Origin of the sequence: Sphingomonas ginsenosidivorax (assembly GCF_007995065.1) — a bacterium.
Lineage (GTDB): Bacteria > Pseudomonadota > Alphaproteobacteria > Sphingomonadales > Sphingomonadaceae > Sphingomonas > Sphingomonas ginsenosidivorax.
On record NZ_VOQR01000001.1, the window covers coordinates 1803633 to 1823031 of the forward strand.

Annotated in this window: 17 protein-coding genes; 5 read left to right on the forward strand and 12 right to left on the reverse strand. The window is 67.3% G+C overall.

The features are described 5' to 3' along the window. Nucleotides 1-33: 33 nt before the first annotated feature. The 4 genes from metH to FSB78_RS08255 all read right to left on the reverse strand — a co-directional run bounded on the left by metH (nt 34) and on the right by FSB78_RS08255 (nt 5923). The gene (gene metH / locus FSB78_RS08240) at nt 34-2733 is read right to left on the reverse strand and encodes a methionine synthase (protein ID WP_147081717.1); all 2700 of its coding nucleotides are present in this window, start codon (nt 2731-2733) and stop codon (nt 34-36) included. Nucleotides 2734-2850: 117 nt separating this feature from the next. Then, complete coding sequence (locus FSB78_RS08245; RefSeq protein WP_147081719.1) at nt 2851-3909, reverse strand: homocysteine S-methyltransferase family protein; 1059 nt, start codon at nt 3907-3909, stop codon at nt 2851-2853. Nucleotides 3910-4031: 122 nt separating this feature from the next. After that, nucleotides 4032-4973: a methylenetetrahydrofolate reductase [NAD(P)H] gene (gene metF, locus FSB78_RS08250; protein ID WP_147081721.1), complete on the reverse strand. Its 942-nt coding sequence runs from the start codon at nt 4971-4973 to the stop codon at nt 4032-4034. Continuing rightward, the gene (locus FSB78_RS08255; RefSeq protein WP_147081723.1) at nt 4970-5923 is read right to left on the reverse strand and encodes an ArsR/SmtB family transcription factor; all 954 of its coding nucleotides are present in this window, start codon (nt 5921-5923) and stop codon (nt 4970-4972) included. Before FSB78_RS08255 ends, metF begins: the two co-directional genes overlap by 4 nt. Before the next feature lie 156 nt (nt 5924-6079). On the opposite strand from FSB78_RS08255, the gene FSB78_RS08260 reads away from it, so the two are divergent. Genes FSB78_RS08260 through FSB78_RS08270 form a run of 3 tightly spaced genes read left to right on the forward strand, consistent with a single transcriptional unit; the run spans nt 6080 to nt 7674 of the window. After that, on the forward strand, nt 6080-6418 hold the full coding sequence (locus FSB78_RS08260; protein ID WP_147081725.1) for a hypothetical protein: 339 nt from the start codon (nt 6080-6082) through the stop codon (nt 6416-6418). Between the two features lie 6 nt (nt 6419-6424). Continuing rightward, nucleotides 6425-6730, forward strand: coding sequence for a hypothetical protein (locus tag FSB78_RS08265; protein ID WP_242008128.1), 306 nt, complete (start codon nt 6425-6427; stop codon nt 6728-6730). Next, on the forward strand, nt 6727-7674 hold the full coding sequence (locus FSB78_RS08270; protein WP_147081727.1) for an aldo/keto reductase: 948 nt from the start codon (nt 6727-6729) through the stop codon (nt 7672-7674). The genes FSB78_RS08265 and FSB78_RS08270 overlap by 4 nt, the downstream gene beginning before the upstream one ends. A gap of 49 nt (nt 7675-7723) precedes the next feature. On the opposite strand, the gene FSB78_RS08275 is transcribed toward FSB78_RS08270, so the two are convergent. Both FSB78_RS08275 and FSB78_RS08280 read right to left on the reverse strand, forming a co-directional pair. Beyond that, nucleotides 7724-8116: a response regulator gene (locus FSB78_RS08275; RefSeq protein WP_199743141.1), complete on the reverse strand. Its 393-nt coding sequence runs from the start codon at nt 8114-8116 to the stop codon at nt 7724-7726. A 166-nt stretch (nt 8117-8282) separates the two neighbouring features. Beyond that, on the reverse strand, nt 8283-9665 hold the full coding sequence (locus tag FSB78_RS08280; RefSeq protein ID WP_147081731.1) for a helix-turn-helix domain-containing protein: 1383 nt from the start codon (nt 9663-9665) through the stop codon (nt 8283-8285). Nucleotides 9666-9831: 166 nt separating this feature from the next. Here FSB78_RS08280 and FSB78_RS19265 point away from each other — a divergent pair, with 166 nt between their 5' ends. Both FSB78_RS19265 and FSB78_RS08285 read left to right on the forward strand, forming a co-directional pair. Continuing rightward, nucleotides 9832-9990, forward strand: a complete 159-nt coding sequence (locus FSB78_RS19265) for a hypothetical protein (protein WP_199743142.1) — start codon at nt 9832-9834, stop codon at nt 9988-9990. 146 nt (nt 9991-10136) lie between these two features. Beyond that, complete coding sequence (locus tag FSB78_RS08285; RefSeq protein ID WP_147081733.1) at nt 10137-11093, forward strand: cation diffusion facilitator family transporter; 957 nt, start codon at nt 10137-10139, stop codon at nt 11091-11093. A gap of 132 nt (nt 11094-11225) precedes the next feature. On the opposite strand, the gene FSB78_RS08290 is transcribed toward FSB78_RS08285, so the two are convergent. The 6 genes from FSB78_RS08290 to FSB78_RS08315 all read right to left on the reverse strand — a co-directional run bounded on the left by FSB78_RS08290 (nt 11226) and on the right by FSB78_RS08315 (nt 19368). After that, a complete protein-coding gene (locus FSB78_RS08290; protein WP_242008130.1) occupies nt 11226-11861 on the reverse strand; it encodes a DUF4893 domain-containing protein in 636 nt (211 codons plus the stop codon). Nucleotides 11862-11973: 112 nt separating this feature from the next. Then, on the reverse strand, nt 11974-12759 hold the full coding sequence (locus FSB78_RS08295; protein ID WP_147081735.1) for a 3-hydroxybutyrate dehydrogenase: 786 nt from the start codon (nt 12757-12759) through the stop codon (nt 11974-11976). A gap of 1180 nt (nt 12760-13939) precedes the next feature. After that, complete coding sequence (gene recA, locus FSB78_RS08300; protein WP_147081736.1) at nt 13940-15013, reverse strand: recombinase RecA; 1074 nt, start codon at nt 15011-15013, stop codon at nt 13940-13942. Between the two features lie 123 nt (nt 15014-15136). Continuing rightward, nucleotides 15137-15961: a 4-(cytidine 5'-diphospho)-2-C-methyl-D-erythritol kinase gene (locus FSB78_RS08305; RefSeq protein WP_147081738.1), complete on the reverse strand. Its 825-nt coding sequence runs from the start codon at nt 15959-15961 to the stop codon at nt 15137-15139. Further along, the gene (locus FSB78_RS08310) at nt 15958-17529 is read right to left on the reverse strand and encodes a tetratricopeptide repeat protein (protein WP_242008131.1); all 1572 of its coding nucleotides are present in this window, start codon (nt 17527-17529) and stop codon (nt 15958-15960) included. The genes FSB78_RS08305 and FSB78_RS08310 overlap by 4 nt, the downstream gene beginning before the upstream one ends. Nucleotides 17530-17706: 177 nt before the next feature. Then, a complete protein-coding gene (locus FSB78_RS08315) occupies nt 17707-19368 on the reverse strand; it encodes an electron transfer flavoprotein-ubiquinone oxidoreductase (protein WP_147081740.1) in 1662 nt (553 codons plus the stop codon). Between the last annotated feature and the right edge of the window lie 31 nt (nt 19369-19399).

Consider the following 19399-nt stretch of genomic DNA (forward strand, 5'->3'; position numbering starts at 1 on the left):
TGCCCCCTCCCTTCCAGGGAGGGGGTGTAAGGCTCAGTCCAGGTTCGGCCGCAACCAGCGTTCCGCGAGCGGCAAGACAACCCCGCGCCGCGCCGCATAGTCCTCGAGCTGGTCGCGCCCGACCCGCGCCACGCCGAAATACTCCGCCTGCGGGTGCCCGAAATAGAAGCCCGAGACCGCAGCGGTCGGGAACATCGCGAAGCTCTCGGTCAGTTCGAGGCCGGTCGCGGTCTCCGCGTCGAGCAGGTCGAACAGGATCGGCTTCAGGCTGTGGTCCGGACACGCGGGATAGCCCGGCGCCGGGCGGATGCCGCGATACTGTTCCTTGATCAGCGCGTCGTTGGTCAGCTGCTCGTCGGGGGCATAACCCCAGAGCTCCTGACGGACATGCTTGTGCAACCGCTCGGCGAACGCCTCGGCGAAGCGGTCGGCGAGCGCCTTCAGCAGGATGTCGTTATAATCGTCATGCCCGGCCTTGAACCGCGCGATATGCTCGTCGATCCCGTGGATCCCGACCGCAAAGCCGCCGAACCAGTCGTCCTGCGTGTCGACGAAATCGGCCAGGCACATGTTCGCGCGGCCCTCGCGCTTGGCGATCTGCTGGCGAAGCATGGGAAGACGCACCTCTCCTCCCCTCCCGTTTACGGGAGGGGTTGGGGGAGGGCTTGTCACGGATGGCGCGTCGTTTGCGGACACGCCCTCCCCTAGCCCCTCCCGCACGCGGGAGGGGAATACCACGACATCATCCCCCTCGCGCCGCGCCGGCCACAACCCGACGACCCCCCGCGGCGTCAGCCACTTCTCCGCGACGATCGTGTCCAGCATCGCCTGCGCATCCGCATACAGCGACGACGCGCTCTCGCCGACGACCTCGTCGGTCAGGATCGCCGGGAAGTTGCCCGCCAGCTCCCACGCCCGGAAGAACGGCGTCCAGTCGATATACTCGCGCAGGTCGGTCAGGTTCCAGTCCGGGAACACGTGCACGCCCGGCTTCGCCGGCGCCGCCGGCTTCATCGCGAAGTCCGCGACGAATTTCCGCTCGCGCGCCGTCTCGATCGGGATCAGCTCGCTCTGTCCCTTGTTTGCGCGCGCGAAGCGCACCGCTTCATATTCGTCCGCGGTCTTGGTCACGAACTCGTCGCGGATCGTGTCGCTGACCAAAGTCGACGCCACGCCCACCGCACGGCTCGCATCGAGCACATGCACCACCGGCCCGTCATAGGCCGGCGCGATGCGCAGCGCGGTGTGGACCTTCGACGTCGTCGCGCCGCCGATCAGCAGCGGCATGGTCATGCCTGCGCGCTTCATCTCCTCGGCAACGGTGACCATCTCGTCGAGCGACGGCGTGATCAGCCCCGACAGGCCGATCATGTCGGCGTCGTTCTCGTTCGCGGCTTCGAGGATCTTTGACCACGGCACCATCACGCCCAGGTCGACCACGTCGAAGCCGTTGCACTGCAGCACCACGCCGACGATGTTCTTGCCGATATCGTGCACGTCGCCCTTGACGGTCGCCATGATGATCTTGCCCTTGCCGCGTGCGCCGGGCTCCTTCATCGCCTCGATATAGGGCAGCAGATGCGCGACCGCCTTCTTCATCACGCGCGCCGACTTCACCACCTGCGGCAGGAACATCTTGCCCGATCCGAACAGGTCGCCGACGACGTTCATGCCGTCCATCAGCGGGCCTTCGATCACCTCGATCGGGCGACCGCCATCGTTGGCGATGATCAGCCGTGCTTCCTCGGTGTCCTCGACGACGTGGAGGTCGATGCCTTTGACCAGCGCATATTCGAGCCGCTTGTTGACCGACAGCGAGCGCCATTCCGCCGCCGCCTTCTCGGCGACCACGTCGGTCCCGCGATACCGCTCGGCGAGAGCGACCAGCCGGTCCCCCGCTTCCGGGTCCTTGTTGAGCACGACGTCCTCGACCGCCTGGCGCAGCTCGGGATCGATATCGTCATAGATGTCGAGCTGCCCGGCGTTGACGATCGCCATGTCCATGCCCGCGGGGATCGCATAGTATAGGAACACGCTGTGCATCGCGCGGCGCACGGGCTCGTTGCCCCGGAACGAGAAGCTGAAGTTCGACAACCCGCCTGAGATATGGACGTGCGGGCAGCGCGCCTTGATCTCGCGGCACGCCTCGATGAAGTCGACGCCGTAATTGTCATGCTCCTCGATCCCGGTCGCGACCGCGAAGACGTTGGGATCGAAGATGATGTCCTCGGGCGGGAATCCGATCCCGACGAGCAGCTTGTACGCGCGCTCGCAGATTTCGACTTTCCGGTCCTTGGTGTCCGCCTGGCCGACCTCGTCGAATGCCATCACGACCACCGCGGCGCCGTAGGCCATGCACTTCCTGGCCTGGGCGAGGAACTGCTCCTCGCCCTCCTTCATGCTGATCGAATTGACGATCGGCTTGCCCGAAACGCACTTCAGCCCCGCCTCGATCACGCTCCATTTCGAGCTGTCGACCATGAAGGGGATGCGCGCGATATCGGGTTCGGCGGCGATCAGTTTCAGGAACGTCGTCATCGCGTGGTGCGCGTCGAGCAGCCCCTCGTCCATGTTGACGTCGAGCACCTGCGCGCCGGACTCGACCTGCTGACGCGCGACCTCGACCGCGGCGGGATAGTCGCCCGCCATGATCAGCTTCTTGAAGCGCGCCGAGCCGGTGACGTTGGTGCGCTCGCCGATGTTGACGAAATTGGTCGAGGAGATCGTGGTCATGGCAATCCAAATTCCGTCACCCCAGCGAAGGCTGGGGTCTTGTGGTGACAGGTCACTCCCTCACCACCGGGAGATCCCAGCCTGCGCTGGGATGACGTGTATCGTGCGGGCGACCGATCAGGCCGCCATCGTGAACGGCTCCAACCCGGCGAGCTTGGTCCGCACTTCCGGCTTCGCCACCAGTCGCGGCTCAAGCCCGCGAACCCCGTCCGCCATCGCCTTGATATGCGCCGGCGTCGATCCACAGCACCCGCCGAGCACGTTGACCTGTTTCGCCACCGCCCACTCGCCGACCAGCCCCGCGGTCGTCTCGGGCATCTCGTCATATTCGCCGAGCTCGTTGGGCAGCCCGGCGTTCGGGTAGATCATGATCAGCGTGTCGGCGATGGCCGACAGCGTCTTCACATGCGGCCGCAGCTGCTCCGCACCGAACGAGCAGTTGAGCCCGATCGTCACCGGCCTGGCATGTCGCACCGCGTGCCAGAACGCCTCGACCGTGTGGCCCGACAGGTTGCGCCCCGACAGATCGGTCAGCGTCATCGACAACATGATCGGCACGTCGCGGCCGAGATCGTCGCCCGCCTCGATCGCCGCCATGATCCCGGCCTTGGCGTTCAAGGTATCGAACACCGTCTCGATCAGAATGAAGTCGACCCCCACCCCCTCGCCGCCCTCGAGCAGCGCGTCGATCTGGTCGCGGTACACGCCCTTGAGGTAATCGAAGTCGATCTCGCGAAACCCCGGATCGTTGACGTCGGGGCTCAACGACAGCGTCTTGTTGGTCGGCCCGATCGCTCCCGCCACGAACCGCGGCCGGCCGTCCTTCGCTTCATATTCGTTCGCGAGCCGGCGCGCGATCTTCGCGCTCTCGACGTTGATTGCGCGCACCAGATGCTCGGCGCCGTAATCCGCCTGGCTGATCAGGTTCGCGCTGAACGTGTTGGTCGAGACGATGTCCGACCCCGCCTCGAGATATTCGCGCGTGATCGTCTCGGGCACTTCCGGCTTGGTGATCGCCAGGATGTCGTTGTTGCCCTTCTGGTCGTGGCTCAGCCCCAGGTCACCCGCATAGGCCGCCTCGTCCAGCTTCCAGTTCTGGATCTCGGTCCCGAACGCGCCGTCGGTGATCAGGATGCGCTTGGCGGCTTCGGCGTTCAGTTTTTCACGTGCAGTCATCGTCGTATCTCCTCCCCTCCCGCTTGCGGGAGGGGTTGGGGGAGGGCCTGTCAGTGCCGCCAGCGGAGCGCTTGGGGAAGGCACAGGCCCTCCCCTAGCCCCTCCCGCAAGCGGGAGGGGAATTACGCCGCCGCGACCTCGGCCGCCGGCTTCGCGCGAACGCCGAGCATGTGGCAGATCGCATAGGCCAGCTCGGCACGGTTCAGCGTGTAGAAGTGGAAATCCTTCACGCCGCCCGCATACAGCCGCCGGCACATTTCCGCCGCGATCGTCGCTGCCACCAGCTGCCGCGCGGCGGGATGATCGTCGAGCCCCTCGAACAACCGATCCATCCACGCCGGGATCTCGGCGCCACACGCGCCTGCGAACTTCCGCGTCTGCGCGACGTTCGACACCGGCAGGATGCCCGGCAGGATCTGCGCGGTGATCCCGGCGGCGGCGACCCGGTCGCGGAACCGGAAATACGCCTCGGGCGAGAAGAAGAACTGCGTGATCGCACGGCTCGCGCCTGCGTCCAGCTTGCGCTTCAGATTGTCGAGATCGGCATCGTGCCCGCCGGATTCCGGATGGCATTCGGGATAGGCCGCGACCGAGATCTCGAACGGATGCAGCCTGGTCAGCCCCGCGACCAGCGCCGCCGCATTCTCGTACCCGCCGGGATGCGGCTGATAGGGCTGGCCGAGCGTCGGCATGTCACCGCGGAGCGCGACGATATGCCGCACGCCCGCCGCCCAATATTCCTCCGCGACCTGGTCGATCTCCGCTTTTGTCGCTTCGACGCAGGTCAGATGCGCCGCCGCGTTCATAGACGTCTCGCGCTGGATCCGCGCGACCGTTGCGTGAGTCCGCTCGCGCGTCGAGCCGCCCGCGCCATACGTCACCGACACGAAATCGGGAGCGAGCGGCTCCAGCGTGCGCACCGCGTCCCATAATTGCGCTTCCATCTTCTCGCTCTTGGGCGGGAAGAATTCGAAGCTGATGCCGATATCGCCCGCCAGGTCCGCGAACAGCGGCTCCTCGAGCGCACGCCGGGCCTCGCCCAGCTGGGTAATCGAAATGCTCATGCCGCCTTCACCTCACGCAAACTCGCGCCGGGCCTGCGCCCCAGCCATAATTTCACTGTCAGCTCGCCGCCTTCGAGCGTCGTCACCACCGGGGCGCCGAACCCCGCCGCAGCGAACCACGTCGCGATCTGGGTATCCGCGAACCCCAGCCGCGCATGCGCATCGCTGACGCGTAGGTCCTCGCGGTCGTGCGCGTCGAAATCAGCGATCAGCAACCGTCCGCCCGGCCCCAGCACGCGCGCCGCTTCGGCAATCGCCGCACCGGGCTGCTGCGCGAAATGCAGCACGTGATGCAGGATCGCGACATCCGCCGCGCCGTCCGCCAGCGGCAGCGCGTACAGGTCGGCCTGGCGCAGCTCGGTATTCGCCCTGCCCTCCAGCTTCGCGCGCGCCAGCCGCAGCATTTCCGAACTCTTGTCGATCCCGAGCGCCGCGTCAGCCTGCCCTGCGAACAGCTCGAGCATCCGCCCCGTCCCCGTGCCGATGTCGATCAACGTCCCCACCGGTCCGTCGCCGAGCACCGCGGCCATCGCCGCTTCGACCTCGCTCTCGGCGATGTGCAGCGACCGGATCGCGTCCCATTCGCCGGCATGCCCCTCGAACCACGCGGCCGCACTCGCGGCGCGATCGGCGCGCACTGCCGCCAGCCGCGCCGCATCCGCGGTCGCCCAGTGATCCGGCTCGGCCTGTTCCCAGCTGTCGATCGCCGCCGCGGCCGGCGCGACCCGCTCGGCGCGCCCGAGCGCGACGAACACCCAGCTGCCTTCCTTGCGCCGCTCGGCAAGCCCCGCGTCGCACAGGATCTTCACGTGCCGGCTGACCCGCGGCTGACTCTGCCCCAACACCTGCGCCAGCTCACCGACCGACAATTCCATACGCCGCAACAGCGCCAGGATGCGCAGCCGCGTGGCGTCGGCAAGAGCACGGAATATATCGAGGGCGACCGTCATGGTTTGTCATATAAAGAATTCTTTATATGCGGTCAACGCGAAGGAAGACTCCGAAAGCGCGAAGCGACGGACCCGAAAGGCGGTTGTCCGCGTTCGTTTGCGCTATGGATCGGCGGAAACCCGGTCCAGACTGCGATTATCCACGGGAGACCATCGATGAAGACGACCTTTGCCCTCGCGCTTGCCCTGACCGCTGGTCTCGCCGCGTGCAGCAACAACGCGCAGAACGAAACCGCACAGGCTGCCGACGCGATCGCGGCCGACGCCAACGCCACCACGCAGAACGCGATCTCCGACGTCGATGCCGCCAGCGATCGCGCGCTCGGCTCGGCCGAAGCGACGATGGACAATGCCGACGTCCATGCCGAGCGCGCCGGTGACCGGATCGAGAACAGCGCCGACCGCGCCGGTGCCGCGATCAGCAACGGCGCCGACCGCGCCGCCGACGCGACCGGCAACGCGCTCGAGCGTGCCGGCAAGTCGCTGAAGGACTGAGCGTAGATGACGCCCTCCCCTTTCGTCATCCCAGCGAAGGCTGGGATCTCCCGGTTCGGGCCACGCGCCCGGCCCCAGGAAGATGCCAGCCTGCGCTGGCATGACGTGAGGGGGCGGCGTCACCTGTCAGGCGTAGCGCTTGCCTTCCTCCTCTTGACCGCCTGCTCCGCGCAACCCGACGCCCCCGGCGCGGTCACTGCGAACGAGGCGCGCCAGTTGAACGATGCGGCCGCGATGCTCGATGCCAACAGCGTCGATGCGAACGCGCTCGCCGACACGACGAACGCCACCACCAACGAAAGTACCCCATGACCCTCCGTCGCCTCGGTTCGACCGACCTCAAGATCGCCCCGCTCGTCCTCGGCGGCAACGTCTTCGGCTGGACCGCCGACCGTGCCGCGAGCTTCGCGGTGCTCGACGCGTTCGTCGCCGGCGGCGGCACGATGATCGATACCGCCGACGTCTACTCGGCCTGGGTCGACGGTCATCAGGGCGGCGAATCCGAAACGATGATCGGCGAATGGTTGAAGGCCAGCGGCAAGCGCGACGACGTTCTGATCGCGACCAAGGTCGGCATGCTGCCGGGCGACGGCGGCGAGAAGCTCGCGCCCGCGCGTATCGCGGCGGCGGCGGAAGCGTCGCTCAAACGCCTCGGCACCGACCGGATCGACCTCTATTACGCGCATCAGGACGACGACGCCGTGTCGCAGGACGACGTCCTTGCCGCGTTCGGCAAGCTGATCGACGCCGGCAAGGTCCGCGTCATCGGCGCCTCCAACTTCCACGCCGCGCGCCTCAAGTCCGCGGTCGACATCGCCAAGGCCGACGGACTGCCACGCTACCATGTGCTGCAGCCCGAATATAATCTCGTCAGCCGCACGAAGTTCGAAGGCGAGCTGCAGGATTACTGCGTGTCCGAGAACATCGGCGTTCTGCCCTATTACGGCCTCGCTGCGGGCTTCCTGACCGGCAAATATCGCAGCGCCGACGATTTCGGCCAGAGCGTCCGCGGCGGTCGCATGGCCGACCTCCTCGCGGGCCCCGGCAAGCCCGTGCTCGCGGCAATGGACGCGGTTGCGAACGACACCGGCGCGACGCTCGCGCAGATCGCGCTCGCATGGCTGATCGCCCAGCCCGGCGTCACCGCCCCCCTCGCCAGTGCCACCAGCGTCAAGCAGCTTGAGGACCTGTTGCAGGCTATGGCACTGGAGCTCAGTCCCGAGCATCTCGAATCGCTGACCAACGCCGGCGCCTGATACCACGTCCCTATGACCGCCGGATCAGCACCGGCAGTCTCTCGCGCTCTTACGCCCCGACGGCGTCGGGGACGGCGCGCGAGGACTGGTCGCCCAGCAATTCGTCGACCACGCTGGCATATTCCTCCGGCTTGCGGAGGAACCGGACCCCGTTCGGCAGGCTAGCCGATTCGGACAAATTATCCCCCGACGTCACCACCAGCGCGATGTCGGGCCAGCGCCGGCGCACCAGCCGCGCCAGTTCGATCCCGTTCATCGAGCCCGGCATCGTCACATCCGTGAACACCGCGTGGATGTCATCGCGGTCGGTCAGGATCTGCAAGGCTTCGTCGGCATCCGCCGCGACCAGCGTGGCCATCCCGGCATTCTCGATCAGCGCCGCGGCGGTGATCTGGACCAGCGGGTGATCCTCGACGATCAGCACGACGTCACGCGCAGGCATTTTCGCAAGATACGCCATAAACCCTTCTACGAATGTCAGAACCACCCCGAGCACCCCGATCGATGGGGCATTTTGCATCGAGCCAGTTCGAACGGATCAGGCAGGCATTATGTCCGAAAAAATCGTGAGATTACAACTTATGATAGTTAATTGCGCCTGATATGGGTCAATCTCCCGCGAAGGTGAGCGCCGATGTCCGCCGTTCGCGTTCGTTGATCAACAGCGCACGCCCCGCCGGCGCCGCCGATCGCTGGGGGCAATCGCCGCGGAAGCACGAGCGGCACCCGAGCCCGATCGGCATCGCCACGCCGCGCAGATCGAGCCCGCCGGCAGCCGCCAGCGCGCCGGCCAGCGACGCTTCCACGCCTAGGCCTACCGCGAACTCCGCATGCACCGCGCCATATTGCCGCCCCTGCGGCGTCACCGTGCGCGCCATCGTCAACCAGCGCGCGCCGTCCTCCAGCTCCACGAGCTGCACCGTCAGGCTGCCCGGCCGGTCGAACGCGTGGTGCAGTCGCCAAAGCGGACACCGACCGTCCGCCTCGACCAGAGCGGCGCCGCTCGCGCCCGGATAGCGCTTCGATGCCTGGCCCGCGCGATCGATCCGGATCATGAAGAAGGGCAGCCCGCGCGCACCGACGCGCTGTAGCGTCGTCAGCCGATGCGCGACCTGTTCGAACCCCGCACCGAACCGCCGCTGCAACAGCTCGATATCGTAGCCCGTCGACTCGCACCCGCGCAGGAACCGCGCATAGGGCATCATCACCGCCGCCGCGAAATAACTCAGCAGATGCCGGCGATACAGCCGTTCGGCCGATCGATCCGTAAACCCCGCCCCCTTGGCCAGCGCATCGACCTCCGCCCGCGACTCGATCTGCGCCAGCTGGAACGCCACCGCGAACGTCCGCGATGCCGGGTCGAGCACCTCGCTCAACTGCAGCTGCCGGGCGTGGAGGTCGAGCCGTCGCAGCGTATCGGGCAGCACGTCGGCGGGCAGCACCCGGATCGTCAGGCCGTGCTTGGCGCGCAGGCGCTCGGCGATCGCGCCGTACAGGTCGCCCGCGCCCATCCGCAGTTCGTCCGCCAGCGCCTCGGCCGCCGCGTCGAGATCGGCGAAATGGTTGCGCCAGCGCTCGATCTCGCGCCGCACCAGCGTCACGGGATCGTCGCCCGTCTCGACCACCGTTCCGCTGCCGAGCCGGTCGAACACGCGTGCGAACGCCTCGGCACCGCCCGGCGCGCTGGCCAGCCACTCCTCCACCTCGTTGCGGTCGATCTCCAGGTCGGCGAACATCGGGTCGGCCAGCCGGCGCCGCACCGCGTCCGCGCCGCCGCCGGGCTCCCCCGCCGCCAGCGCACGCGGGTCGAAATCGAAGCTTTCGGCGAGCTTGACGATCAACGTCGCCGACACCGGGCGCTGGTTGCGCTCGATCAGGTTCAGGTAGCTCGGGCTGATCGCGAGCATCTCGGCCATCGCCGCCTGGGTCAGCCCGGTGCGTCGCCGCAATCGGCGGATCGCATGCCCTGCCAGCAGTTTCCGCTCCGCCATGCCCACCTCCTGTCACGATGTTTACAAGGCAACACCGGACTTGCAAGTAGTAAGCTACAACCCGACCGCATCGCGACGCCGCGACCGCTTCCACGCCCGACCATCGCCGCCCTAGGACGAAGGTGTCGAACGACATGTAAAGACACCGACACAGTTGGAGGCCCCCATGACCGAACCCAATCGCACCCGCGCCGTCTTCTCCACCGACGATTTCGCGCTGCTCAAGGAAGCGCTCGGCGAACTGATCAGCAAGATCTCGATCGACGACACGCGCCTCACGCGTCTCAGCGCGCTCTATCACCGCCTCGGTCGCGTCGGCGGCTGACCGGCCGCTCTCCCGGATCCTACCGGGGGTCAGGGTTACGGGCTTCTTCCCCCCGCCCGTAACCCTGCATTCGTCGGCGTTCTTCTTTCGTCACAATGACGCCCGCGCATCTTTCCAAGCCCGCCCCCCTCGTGCAGGGCGCGGGCATGAGCTTCGCATCCAAAATCAAGGACAACATCGTCCTTTACGGCGCCCTCGCCGCCAATCTCGGGATCGGCGTGGCAAAGTTCGTCGCCGCCGGGATCACCGGATCGTCCTCGATGCTGACCGAGGGCGTCCATTCGGTCGTCGACAGCTTCAACCAGGTCCTGCTGCTTTACGGCCAGCACAGCGCGAAGCGTCCCGCGGACGAAGCGCACCCGTTCGGCTATGGCCGGGAACTGTATTTCTGGGCGTTCGTGGTCGCGATCCTGATCTTCGCGGTCGGCGCCTGCATCTCGATCTACGAGGGATGGCGGCACATCGGGCATCCCGAACCGCTCTCCAGCCCGACGATCAACTATGTCGTCCTCGCCATCTCGTTCCTGCTCGAGGGGACCAGCTGGACGCTCGCGGTGCGCGAATTTTCCGCGTCCAAGGGTCGCGAAGGCTGGTGGCGCGCAATCCGCCGCTCGAAGGACCCCGCCGGGTTCATCGTGCTGTTCGAGGATTCGGCCGCGCTCGCCGGTCTCGTCATCGCCGGCGTCGGCATCTGGGCCAGCCACGCGTTCTCAGACCCGCGGATCGACGGCGTCGCCTCGATCCTGATCGGCCTGATCCTCGGTCTCGTCGCGATCCTGCTGGCGCGCGAATCGAAGGGGTTGTTGATCGGCGAGCGCGCCGACCCGCAGGTGATCGAGACGATCCGCACCATCGTCGCCGCACACGTCGCAATCGTCTCGGTCAACCATGTCCGCACGATCCACACCGCGCCCGACAGCATCTTCGCGGCGATCAGCGCCGATTTCGAGGACTCGATCACGATGGGCGCCGGCGAAACCATGATCGAGGAGATGGAGACGCAGCTGCGCGCCGCGGTCCCCATGCTCGCCTCGATCTATATCCGCCCCGAAAAGCGCGCAGATGCAGCGCTCGTGGTCGACCACGTCACGGTCGACCTCTGAGACCCGCGACAGGCCGGACCTGATCCGGCACCGTATTGCGCCGAGCGCGAGGATCGCGCGCACGGCGAGCGGGAGCCGCGCTCAGCAACTGTGCTGTCGCCGCCGGTCCGCCACCGATCCTGTCGCGGACGACTAGGCCGGCACGAACTCCACCACGTCGAGCACCGATTCGAACCGTGGATAGGGTAACACCATCCGCCACCGCCTCGGTCCGATCCGCTCGATCACGCCGGCCATGTCGCGTCCGGCGTCGCGGCCATAGTCGAGCGCGCGCGTCTCGTCGCCGAGCACCATCGTGCCAAGGAAGATGCTGCGCGTATCGGTGTCGGCATAGATCGTGCCGATCGGCCGCTGCGATCCGCTCGACTTGCCGAACACCAGCTGGCCGCGCAGGTCGCGGTCGATCCGGCACGCGAACCAGCCATAGCTCGTGAACGTCGGCCCGACGCCGGTCTTCGCGCCCAGCTTGAACGTGCGGCAGCGATAGGCACCGGGCTGCGGCATCGCTCCGGCGATCGAATGATCTGGGTCGAACAGGGCCGGCTCGCGCCCGATCGCGGTCGGATCGACGTGCGACAGCGCATTGATCCACGCACCGCGCCAGCCGCGCAGCCGCCCGCGGTCCGCACTGGTCGCCACGCGGCGCCAGTCCAGCGACACCGCGCGCGATCCCGACGACGCGACCGCGCCGCCCCCGTCGTCGCTACCGCCGCACCCGGCCAGCACCACACACGCCGCCACCGCGCTCACATACGCCCGCATCGTCATCCCCACGCTCATCCCCATCAGGGTACACGCGCATCCGTCTCCGCGACAATGATTTCGCGCCTCGGCGAGGCACACGCCCACGTCCGGCGGCTCTACGCGTGGCGCGATGTGGTCAGGCCGCGGTCCAGCCGCCGTCCATCGACAGGTTGGCGCCGGTGATCGCCTTCGCCTCGTCGCGGCACAGGAACAGCGCGAACGCCGCGACCTGCTCGGGCGTGACGAACTCCTTGGTCGGCTGCGCCGCGAGCAGCACGTTCTCCATCACCTGCTCGCGGGTCATTCCCCGCGCCTTCATCGTGTCGGGGATCTGGTTCTCGACGAGCGGCGTCCAGACATAGCCCGGCGAGATGCAGTTGACGGTGATCCCGTCGGTCGCCGTCTCCAGTGCGATCGTTTTCGTGAGGCCTGCAAGCCCGTGCTTCGCCATCACGTACGCCGACTTGTTGGGGCTCGCGACCAGCGAATGCGCCGATGCGGTCGAGATGATCCGCCCCCAGCCCCTCGCGCGCATGTGCGGCACCGCCGCGCGCATCATGTGCCAGGCGGACGACAGGTTGATCGCGATGATCGCGTCGAACTTCTCGACCGGAAACTCGGCGATCGGCGCGACGTGCTGGATGCCGGCATTGTTGACGACGATGTCGCAACTGCCCGTCTCGGCGACCGCGCGCGCGACCAGCGCCGCGATCTCGTCGGGCCTGGTCATGTCCGCAGGGTCGTACAGTGCCGCCGCCCCGCTCGTCGCGGCGAGCGCGGCGCGGTCGCGTTCGATGGCGTCCGCGTCGCCGAAGCCGTTGATCACCACCGCCGCGCCCTCGGCCGCGAACGCCTTGGCGTAGGCAAGGCCGATGCCCGATGTCGAGCCCGTGATGACGGCGGTCTTGCCCTTCAGGAACATGCGTCTCTCCTCCATTCGCCCGCCGTCGCGAAAACCGCGACAGGTGACCATGCTGACCTGCGCCCGGTCCCTTTCGCGTACCCCTCGCTAGCCCTGCGGTCCGGACGAGATCGCCGGACGCCGACAGCGCGACGAAGGACCACCACGTGCTGCGCGTCCTAGCGCACCGGTGGCACCGACATCAAAGTCGAATATCCGCCGCTGAACATCCATGTGCGAAAGTCGTCCACCGCCACGTCCGATCAGTCGAGCCTGCCGACGGCATGACGATCACCGCCGAATGATTCGAGCAGGATGACTAAGACACGATGACTGGGATACAATGACCGGAGCACGATGACCGGGGCACGATGCCTGAGAATGAACCGACAGGTGGAAGAACCGAAAGACCTCCCGATTGTTATACGATGCCGCAAGGCGATATCTACCTCACCCGCTACCACGTATCGCTCCGATGCCCGACCGACCGGCGGAACCATCGCGACCGTCCGGACCTGTCCTGTTCGCTGGACCTGTCAGGATTGTGCGATCGCGTCGCCATCGTACCGCTGTCACGACAGGCTCGCAGCCGTAGGAATTGTTTCGAGCGCCAGATCCCGGGCACTACCAAAGCAAACAGGTCAAGCGTGCCCTGCTACGCTTCTCCAAATCCTGCATGGAAGTGCCACGTACTCTATCCATGATCGGCTGTGGTCGACGGAAAGCTACCGTCTATCCCACCACGGGCGGAAAGGAATGCGCACACGGCCTTCGCGGTCGTCATTGATATCGTAGGTCCGGCCGAGATTAGACCCGACGGAAAGCACGACCTGAAGAACCTGGGGGATCTCAGGATCCCAGAATCTCAGGACCTCAGGACCTCAGGATCCTAGGATCTTGAAATATTGGGGCCTTTAGGAGGCTCAAAGATCGTCGCGACACAGGAGCCTTGGCGATCGCATCACCAAGGAGGCGAGGCGCAACCGCTACTCTGCCACTGAAAATCCTACGGAGGCGTCGCGCGCCCCACCGGCCACACGACCGACGATAGCGCGAGCCCGCCCCTCGATCCCCTCCCGCACGCGGGAGGGGAAGAATGGATACGTCGCCGACATCTTCCGGCGCCGATCCGGTGTCGCACGTCATAGCGCGCACCACGCGGCAATACGTCTGAAGGGAATTCCGTCAGACCGGTCTGCCCTTACGCATCATCGTCCGCGTCGGGTCCCACCATCATGTCTTCCGCCACCTTGTCGGTCCGCGCGCGGATCGCCTTTTCCAGGCGGTCGGCCATGTCGGGATTGTCCTTGAGGAAGGTCTTCGAATTCTCGCGGCCCTGGCCCAGGCGTACGCTGTCATAGCTGAACCATGCGCCCGACTTCTCGACGATCCCGGCCTTCACGCCCAGATCGAGGATCTCGCCGAGCTTCGAGACGCCCTGCCCGTACATGATGTCGAACTCGACCTGCTTGAACGGCGGCGCGACCTTGTTCTTCACGACCTTGACGCGGGTCTGGTTGCCGACGACCTCCTCGCCGGTCTTGATCGCGCCGGTGCGGCGGATGTCGAGACGGACGCTCGCGTAGAATTTCAGCGCGTTGCCGCCCGTCGTGGTCTCGGGGTTGCCGTACATCACGCCGATCTTCATGCGTAGCTGGTTGATGAAGATCACCATGCAGCGCGACCGGCTGATCGAGCCCGTCAGCTTGCGCAGCGACTGCGACATCAACCGGGCCTGCAGGCCGACGTGGCTGTCGCCCATCTCGCCCTCGATTTCAGCCCGCGGCACGAGCGCCGCGACCGAATCGACCACCAGCACGTCGATCGCGTTCGACCGCACCAGCGTGTCGACGATCTCGAGCGCCTGCTCGCCGGTGTCGGGCTGCGACACGATCAGTTCGTCGATGTTGACGCCCAGCTTCTTGGCATAGACCGGGTCGAGCGCATGCTCGGCATCGACGAACGCCGCGGTGCCACCACCCTTCTGCGCTTCGGCGATGACGTGAAGCGCAAGCGTCGTCTTGCCCGAGCTCTCGGGCCCGTAGATCTCGATCACGCGGCCGCGCGGCAGGCCGCCGACGCCGAGCGCGATGTCGAGCCCGAGCGAGCCGGTCGAGATCACCTCGACCTGCATCGTCTCCTTCGAACCCAGGCGCATCGCCGAGCCCTTGCCGAATGCGCGGTCGATCTGTGCCAGTGCGGCATCGAGTGCCTTCTGGCGGTCTGTTGTGGCTGTTGCCATGCCGGTATCGATCACTTTCAGACTTGCGGCCATCGGGAAGCTCCATCGCTAGACCAAGCGCGCGATCCGTTCAACGCGTTGCGGACTGTGTATCGCATTTGTTCTCATGGAACAAGCGGAGAACATCGATTATCGACCAGATAATCGCATGGCCGGTCAGGTCAGGAAGGTCTGCAGCGTCCACCATCCGCGCGCCCGCGCCTCAGCCGCCGCCGCCGCACACGCGCCCGCCTCGTCGAACAATGCGAAACACGTCGCGCCCGATCCCGACATCCGCGACAGCAACACCCCGGGCGCCGCGTCGAGAACCGCCCGCACCGCGCCGATCACCGGCGCGAGAGCAAGCGCCGGCGGCTCCAGGTCGTTGCGGCCTGCCCGTGCCCGCGCGAGCAGGTCGCCCTCGCCGATCCCGCCACGATCGACACCGTCCCACGTCCGGAACACCGCGGCGGTCGACACCGCGACACCCGGGTTGACGAGCAGCAGCGGCGTCCCCGCCAGCCCGTCGATCGCGACCAGCGCATCGCCTTTGCCGGTGCCGAGCGTGGTCCGCCCGTCGAGACAGGCGGGCACGTCCGCACCGAGCGCCGCGGCGATCCGGTACAGCCGCGCGTCGTCGAGCGGCACCGCATGCAACCGCGCGAGCGCCCGCAACGTCGCCGCCGCATCGGCCGATCCCCCACCGATCCCCGATGCGATCGGCAACCGCTTGTCGAGCGTGATCGCGTGCGCCGCCACAATCCCGAACGCCTCGACGAACGCGCGCGCGGCCCGCGTGACGAGATTGTCCGCCTCCGCGTCCAGCCCGGCCGCGAACGGACCGACGATCGCGAACCGGTCGCGCGCGGCCCCCTCCACCGTCACGACGTCGCCGTCCGCCGCGAACGCGAACAGCGTCTCGATATCGTGATAGCCGTCCGGCCGCCGCTGCCGGACATGGAGCGCGAGATTGATCTTCGCGGGTGCGCGCTCGGTGATCATCGCCGTACCCCCGTCGGCAACCCGTCGGCGATCTTCGTTGCCAGACGCGTCACGCCGTCGCCGGTCGCGGTTACCTGCGCCGCCCGCCACGCATAGCGCGCCTCGTACCGTCGCCCGAGCGTCCAATAGGCATCGCCCAGATGCTCGCCGATCTCGGTATTGGTCGGTTCGGCGATCGCGGCGCGCTCGAGCAATGGCAGCGCACGCACCGTGTTGCCGCCCAGGTGATACGCCCATCCGAGCGAATCGGTGATCGAGGCATTGTCGGGATCGAGCGTCGCCGCATGCGCCAGCAGCCGCGTCGAACCGGCGACGTCCTCGCCATGCTCGACGCGCGCAAATCCCAGATAGTTGAGCGCGATCGGCTCGTTCGGACCGCGCGCGACGGCCTTGGCGAGCGCCTCGCGCGCTTCGGGCCAGCGCCCCGCCTGGTCGAGCGCCCCGCCATATTGCAGCCACGCGGCCCAGCCGTCGCCCTGCTCGCCGGTGTCGATGACGCGCCGGTAATAGGGCACCGCATCGGCGGCGCGGTCGCTATTGACCAGCAGGTCGGCATAGCGTTGCCAGTCATAGGCGTCGGCCTCCGCCCGGTCCGCGCGCGCCGCCGCGACCGCGAGAGCGTCGGCATCCCGCCCCGCCGTCGTCAGGACGACGACCCGCTCGGCCGCCGCGGCGCCCGCGAACGGGCTGTCCGGGTCGACGCCGTCGAGCACCGCGAGCGCGCGCGCGACCGCCCCGCCCTTCCCGAGTGCATCGGCGAGCAGGATGCGCGCACGGTCGCAGGACGGATCCGCGGTGAGCGCAGCCTGGGTCAGCGCGATCGAGAGCGGGGTCGGCGTGCCCCCGGCCAGATCGCTCGCGACCCTGACCAGCAGGCGCGAGACGCCGAACCCCAGCGTGGGTTTTGCCGGCGCACCCTCGCGCAACGCGACGAACGTCGGGTCGCGCCCGTCGAGCAGCGTGCGCGCGGCGGCGTCCTGACGCTGGCCGAACAGCAGCTGCGCGGCGGCGACGCGCAGGTCGTTGGGCATGCGCAGATCGGGGCTGAGCGCAGCGATGCCGGCATCGTAGCGGCCCCTGGCGATCAGCAGGAGCGCGCGCGTCTCGGTCGCGAAGCGCGTTGCAACGAGATCCTTGGGGGCGGCCCCCAAGGCGGCTGCCGGATCGCCGCCGCGCACGAACACCGTCCAGCCGGTCAGCGCCGGGACGAGCACCGCGAGCGGCCCGGTCGCGAGGCGCGCGATCGCCGCGTCCGCAGCCTTGGCGTCACCCCGCCGTGCCGCCACGGCGAGCGGCAGCAGCGCCGCATCGGACGGCGCGACGCCTGCAGTATCCAGTGCGGTGGCGGCGCGCGTGGCGAGCGCGACGTCGCCGGCCTCCAGCGCCTCGCGATAGGCTCGGATCGCGATTCCGGGATTGCTCGGCGCCGCGGCGAGCGCACGCGCATAGTTCGCGGCGGCGAGGTCGACCGCGCCATCGGCGTCCGCCGCGCGCGCCTTGACATAGGCGGACAGGTCGCCGGGGTCCGCCCACGCCGGGGTGGGCGCGAGCAACGCCAGGGTCAGCACGGTGCGGTAGAGGGCAGAAGGCTTGATCGGTCGCGTCCCTGTCGTTTTCGCCGGGTTCCCGGCGGAGGCCGGGACCCTGGCATACACGCTCGACGTTCGCCTGCGAAGGCGGAGGTCCGGTGTCACGCGAGGAGCGCTCCGCCCGCCGGCCCTCGCGGCGGGGCGGAAGGCACGCCCTCACATATTCGGGTAGTTCGGACCGCCGCCGCCTTCCGGCACCACCCAGTTGATGTTCTGTGTCGGGTCCTTGATGTCGCAGGTCTTGCAGTGGACGCAGTTCTGCGCGTTGATCACGAACTTCGGGTCGCCGGTCTCCTCGCCGACGATCTCGTACACCCCCGCCGGGCAGTAACGCTGCGCCGGCTCGTCATACATCGGCAGGTCATACTCGACCGGGATCTTCGGGTCCTTCAGCGTCAGGTGGACCGGCTGGTCCTCCTCGTGGTTGGTGTTCGACACGAACACCGACGACAGCCGGTCGAAGGTCAGCACGCCGTCGGGCTTGGGATAGACGATCGGCTTGACCAGGTCCTTGCGCCACAGGCTCTCATGATCCGGATGGTGATGCAGCGTAAACGGCATCTTGATGCCCCAATGCTCGAACCACATCGTGACGCCCGACAGCGCCGACCCCAGCATGTCGCCGAACTTCTTGACCAGCGGCACGACGTTGCGGACGACCGACAGCTCCTTCCTGACCCAGGACGCGTCGAACGCCTGCGGATAGGCGGCGAGCTCGTCGTGCTGGCGCTGCGACAGGATCGCGTCGACCGCGGCGTCGGCGGCCATCATGCCGGACTTCATCGCGGTATGCGTGCCCTTGATCCGCGGCACGTTGAGAAAGCCCGCGCTGTCGCCGATCAGCGCCGCGCCCGGCATGACGAGCTTCGGAATCGACTGCAGCCCGCCGTCCGAAATCGCGCGCGCACCGTACGACACGCGCTTTGCGCCCTTCAGCAACGCCGCAACCTCGGGATGCGTCTTCCAGCGCTGCATCTCCTGGAACGGCGACAGATAGGGGTTGGTGTAGCTGAGCCACGTCACGAAGCCGATCGAGACCTGGCCGTTCGCCTGGTGATAGATCCAGCCGCCGCCGTTCGATCCTTGCGTCTCGCTCAGCGGCCAGCCCTGCGTGTGGATCACCCGGCCGGGCGCATGCAGCGCGGGGTCGATGTCCCACAATTCCTTGACGCCCAGGCCATAGACCTGCGGATCGCTGTCCTTGGCGAGGTCGAACGTCCGGATCAGCTCCTTGGTCAGATGCCCGCGGCAGCCTTCCGAGAAGAAGGTGTATTTCGCGTGGAGTTCGAGCCCGGGGGTATAGTCGCCCTTGTGCGTGCCGTCGCGCGCGATGCCCATGTCGCCGGTCGCGACGCCCTTGACCGAGCCGTCCTCGTTGAACAGCACTTCGGCGGCCGCGAAGCCCGGAAAGATCTCGACGCCCAGCTCCTCGGCCTTGCCCGCGAGCCAGCGGCACAGGTTCGCGAGGCTGCCGGTATAGGTGCCCTTGTTGTGCATGAACGACGGCGTCAGGAAGTGCGGCACGTTGGTCTTGCCGGTCTTGTTCAACAGCCAGTGGTGGTTCTCCGTCACCGGCACCTCGGCCAGCGGACAGCCGTCGTCGCGCCAGTCCGGCAGCAGTTCGTCGAGGCTCTTGGGATCGATCACCGCACCCGACAGGATATGCGCGCCGACCTCGGAGCCCTTTTCGAGCACGCAGACCGAAATCTCCGCCTCCTTCTGCGCAGCCAGCTGTTTCAGCCGGATCGCTGCCGACAGGCCCGCCGGGCCAGCGCCGACGATCACCACGTCATAGGGCATCGATTCACGGTCGTTCATCATCGTCTCCCGGGGCATTCGTGCACGCCGT

What these genes read in the sequence shown, in the direction of transcription:
- metH (WP_147081717.1), bottom strand. Translation starts at nt 2,733, where the DNA reads ATGACCACGATCTCCTCGACCAATTTCGTCAACATCGGCGAGCGCACC.
- FSB78_RS08245 (WP_147081719.1), bottom strand. Translation starts at nt 3,909, where the DNA reads ATGACTGCACGTGAAAAACTGAACGCCGAAGCCGCCAAGCGCATCCTG.
- metF (WP_147081721.1), bottom strand. Translation starts at nt 4,973, where the DNA reads ATGAGCATTTCGATTACCCAGCTGGGCGAGGCCCGGCGTGCGCTCGAG.
- FSB78_RS08255 (WP_147081723.1), bottom strand. Translation starts at nt 5,923, where the DNA reads ATGACGGTCGCCCTCGATATATTCCGTGCTCTTGCCGACGCCACGCGG.
- FSB78_RS08260 (WP_147081725.1), top strand. Translation starts at nt 6,080, where the DNA reads ATGAAGACGACCTTTGCCCTCGCGCTTGCCCTGACCGCTGGTCTCGCC.
- FSB78_RS08265 (WP_242008128.1), top strand. Translation starts at nt 6,425, where the DNA reads ATGACGCCCTCCCCTTTCGTCATCCCAGCGAAGGCTGGGATCTCCCGG.
- FSB78_RS08270 (WP_147081727.1), top strand. Translation starts at nt 6,727, where the DNA reads ATGACCCTCCGTCGCCTCGGTTCGACCGACCTCAAGATCGCCCCGCTC.
- FSB78_RS08275 (WP_199743141.1), bottom strand. Translation starts at nt 8,116, where the DNA reads ATGCCTGCGCGTGACGTCGTGCTGATCGTCGAGGATCACCCGCTGGTC.
- FSB78_RS08280 (WP_147081731.1), bottom strand. Translation starts at nt 9,665, where the DNA reads ATGGCGGAGCGGAAACTGCTGGCAGGGCATGCGATCCGCCGATTGCGG.
- FSB78_RS19265 (WP_199743142.1), top strand. Translation starts at nt 9,832, where the DNA reads ATGACCGAACCCAATCGCACCCGCGCCGTCTTCTCCACCGACGATTTC.
- FSB78_RS08285 (WP_147081733.1), top strand. Translation starts at nt 10,137, where the DNA reads ATGAGCTTCGCATCCAAAATCAAGGACAACATCGTCCTTTACGGCGCC.
- FSB78_RS08290 (WP_242008130.1), bottom strand. Translation starts at nt 11,861, where the DNA reads ATGACGATGCGGGCGTATGTGAGCGCGGTGGCGGCGTGTGTGGTGCTG.
- FSB78_RS08295 (WP_147081735.1), bottom strand. Translation starts at nt 12,759, where the DNA reads ATGTTCCTGAAGGGCAAGACCGCCGTCATCACGGGCTCGACATCGGGC.
- recA (WP_147081736.1), bottom strand. Translation starts at nt 15,013, where the DNA reads ATGGCCGCAAGTCTGAAAGTGATCGATACCGGCATGGCAACAGCCACA.
- FSB78_RS08305 (WP_147081738.1), bottom strand. Translation starts at nt 15,961, where the DNA reads ATGATCACCGAGCGCGCACCCGCGAAGATCAATCTCGCGCTCCATGTC.
- FSB78_RS08315 (WP_147081740.1), bottom strand. Translation starts at nt 19,368, where the DNA reads ATGAACGACCGTGAATCGATGCCCTATGACGTGGTGATCGTCGGCGCT.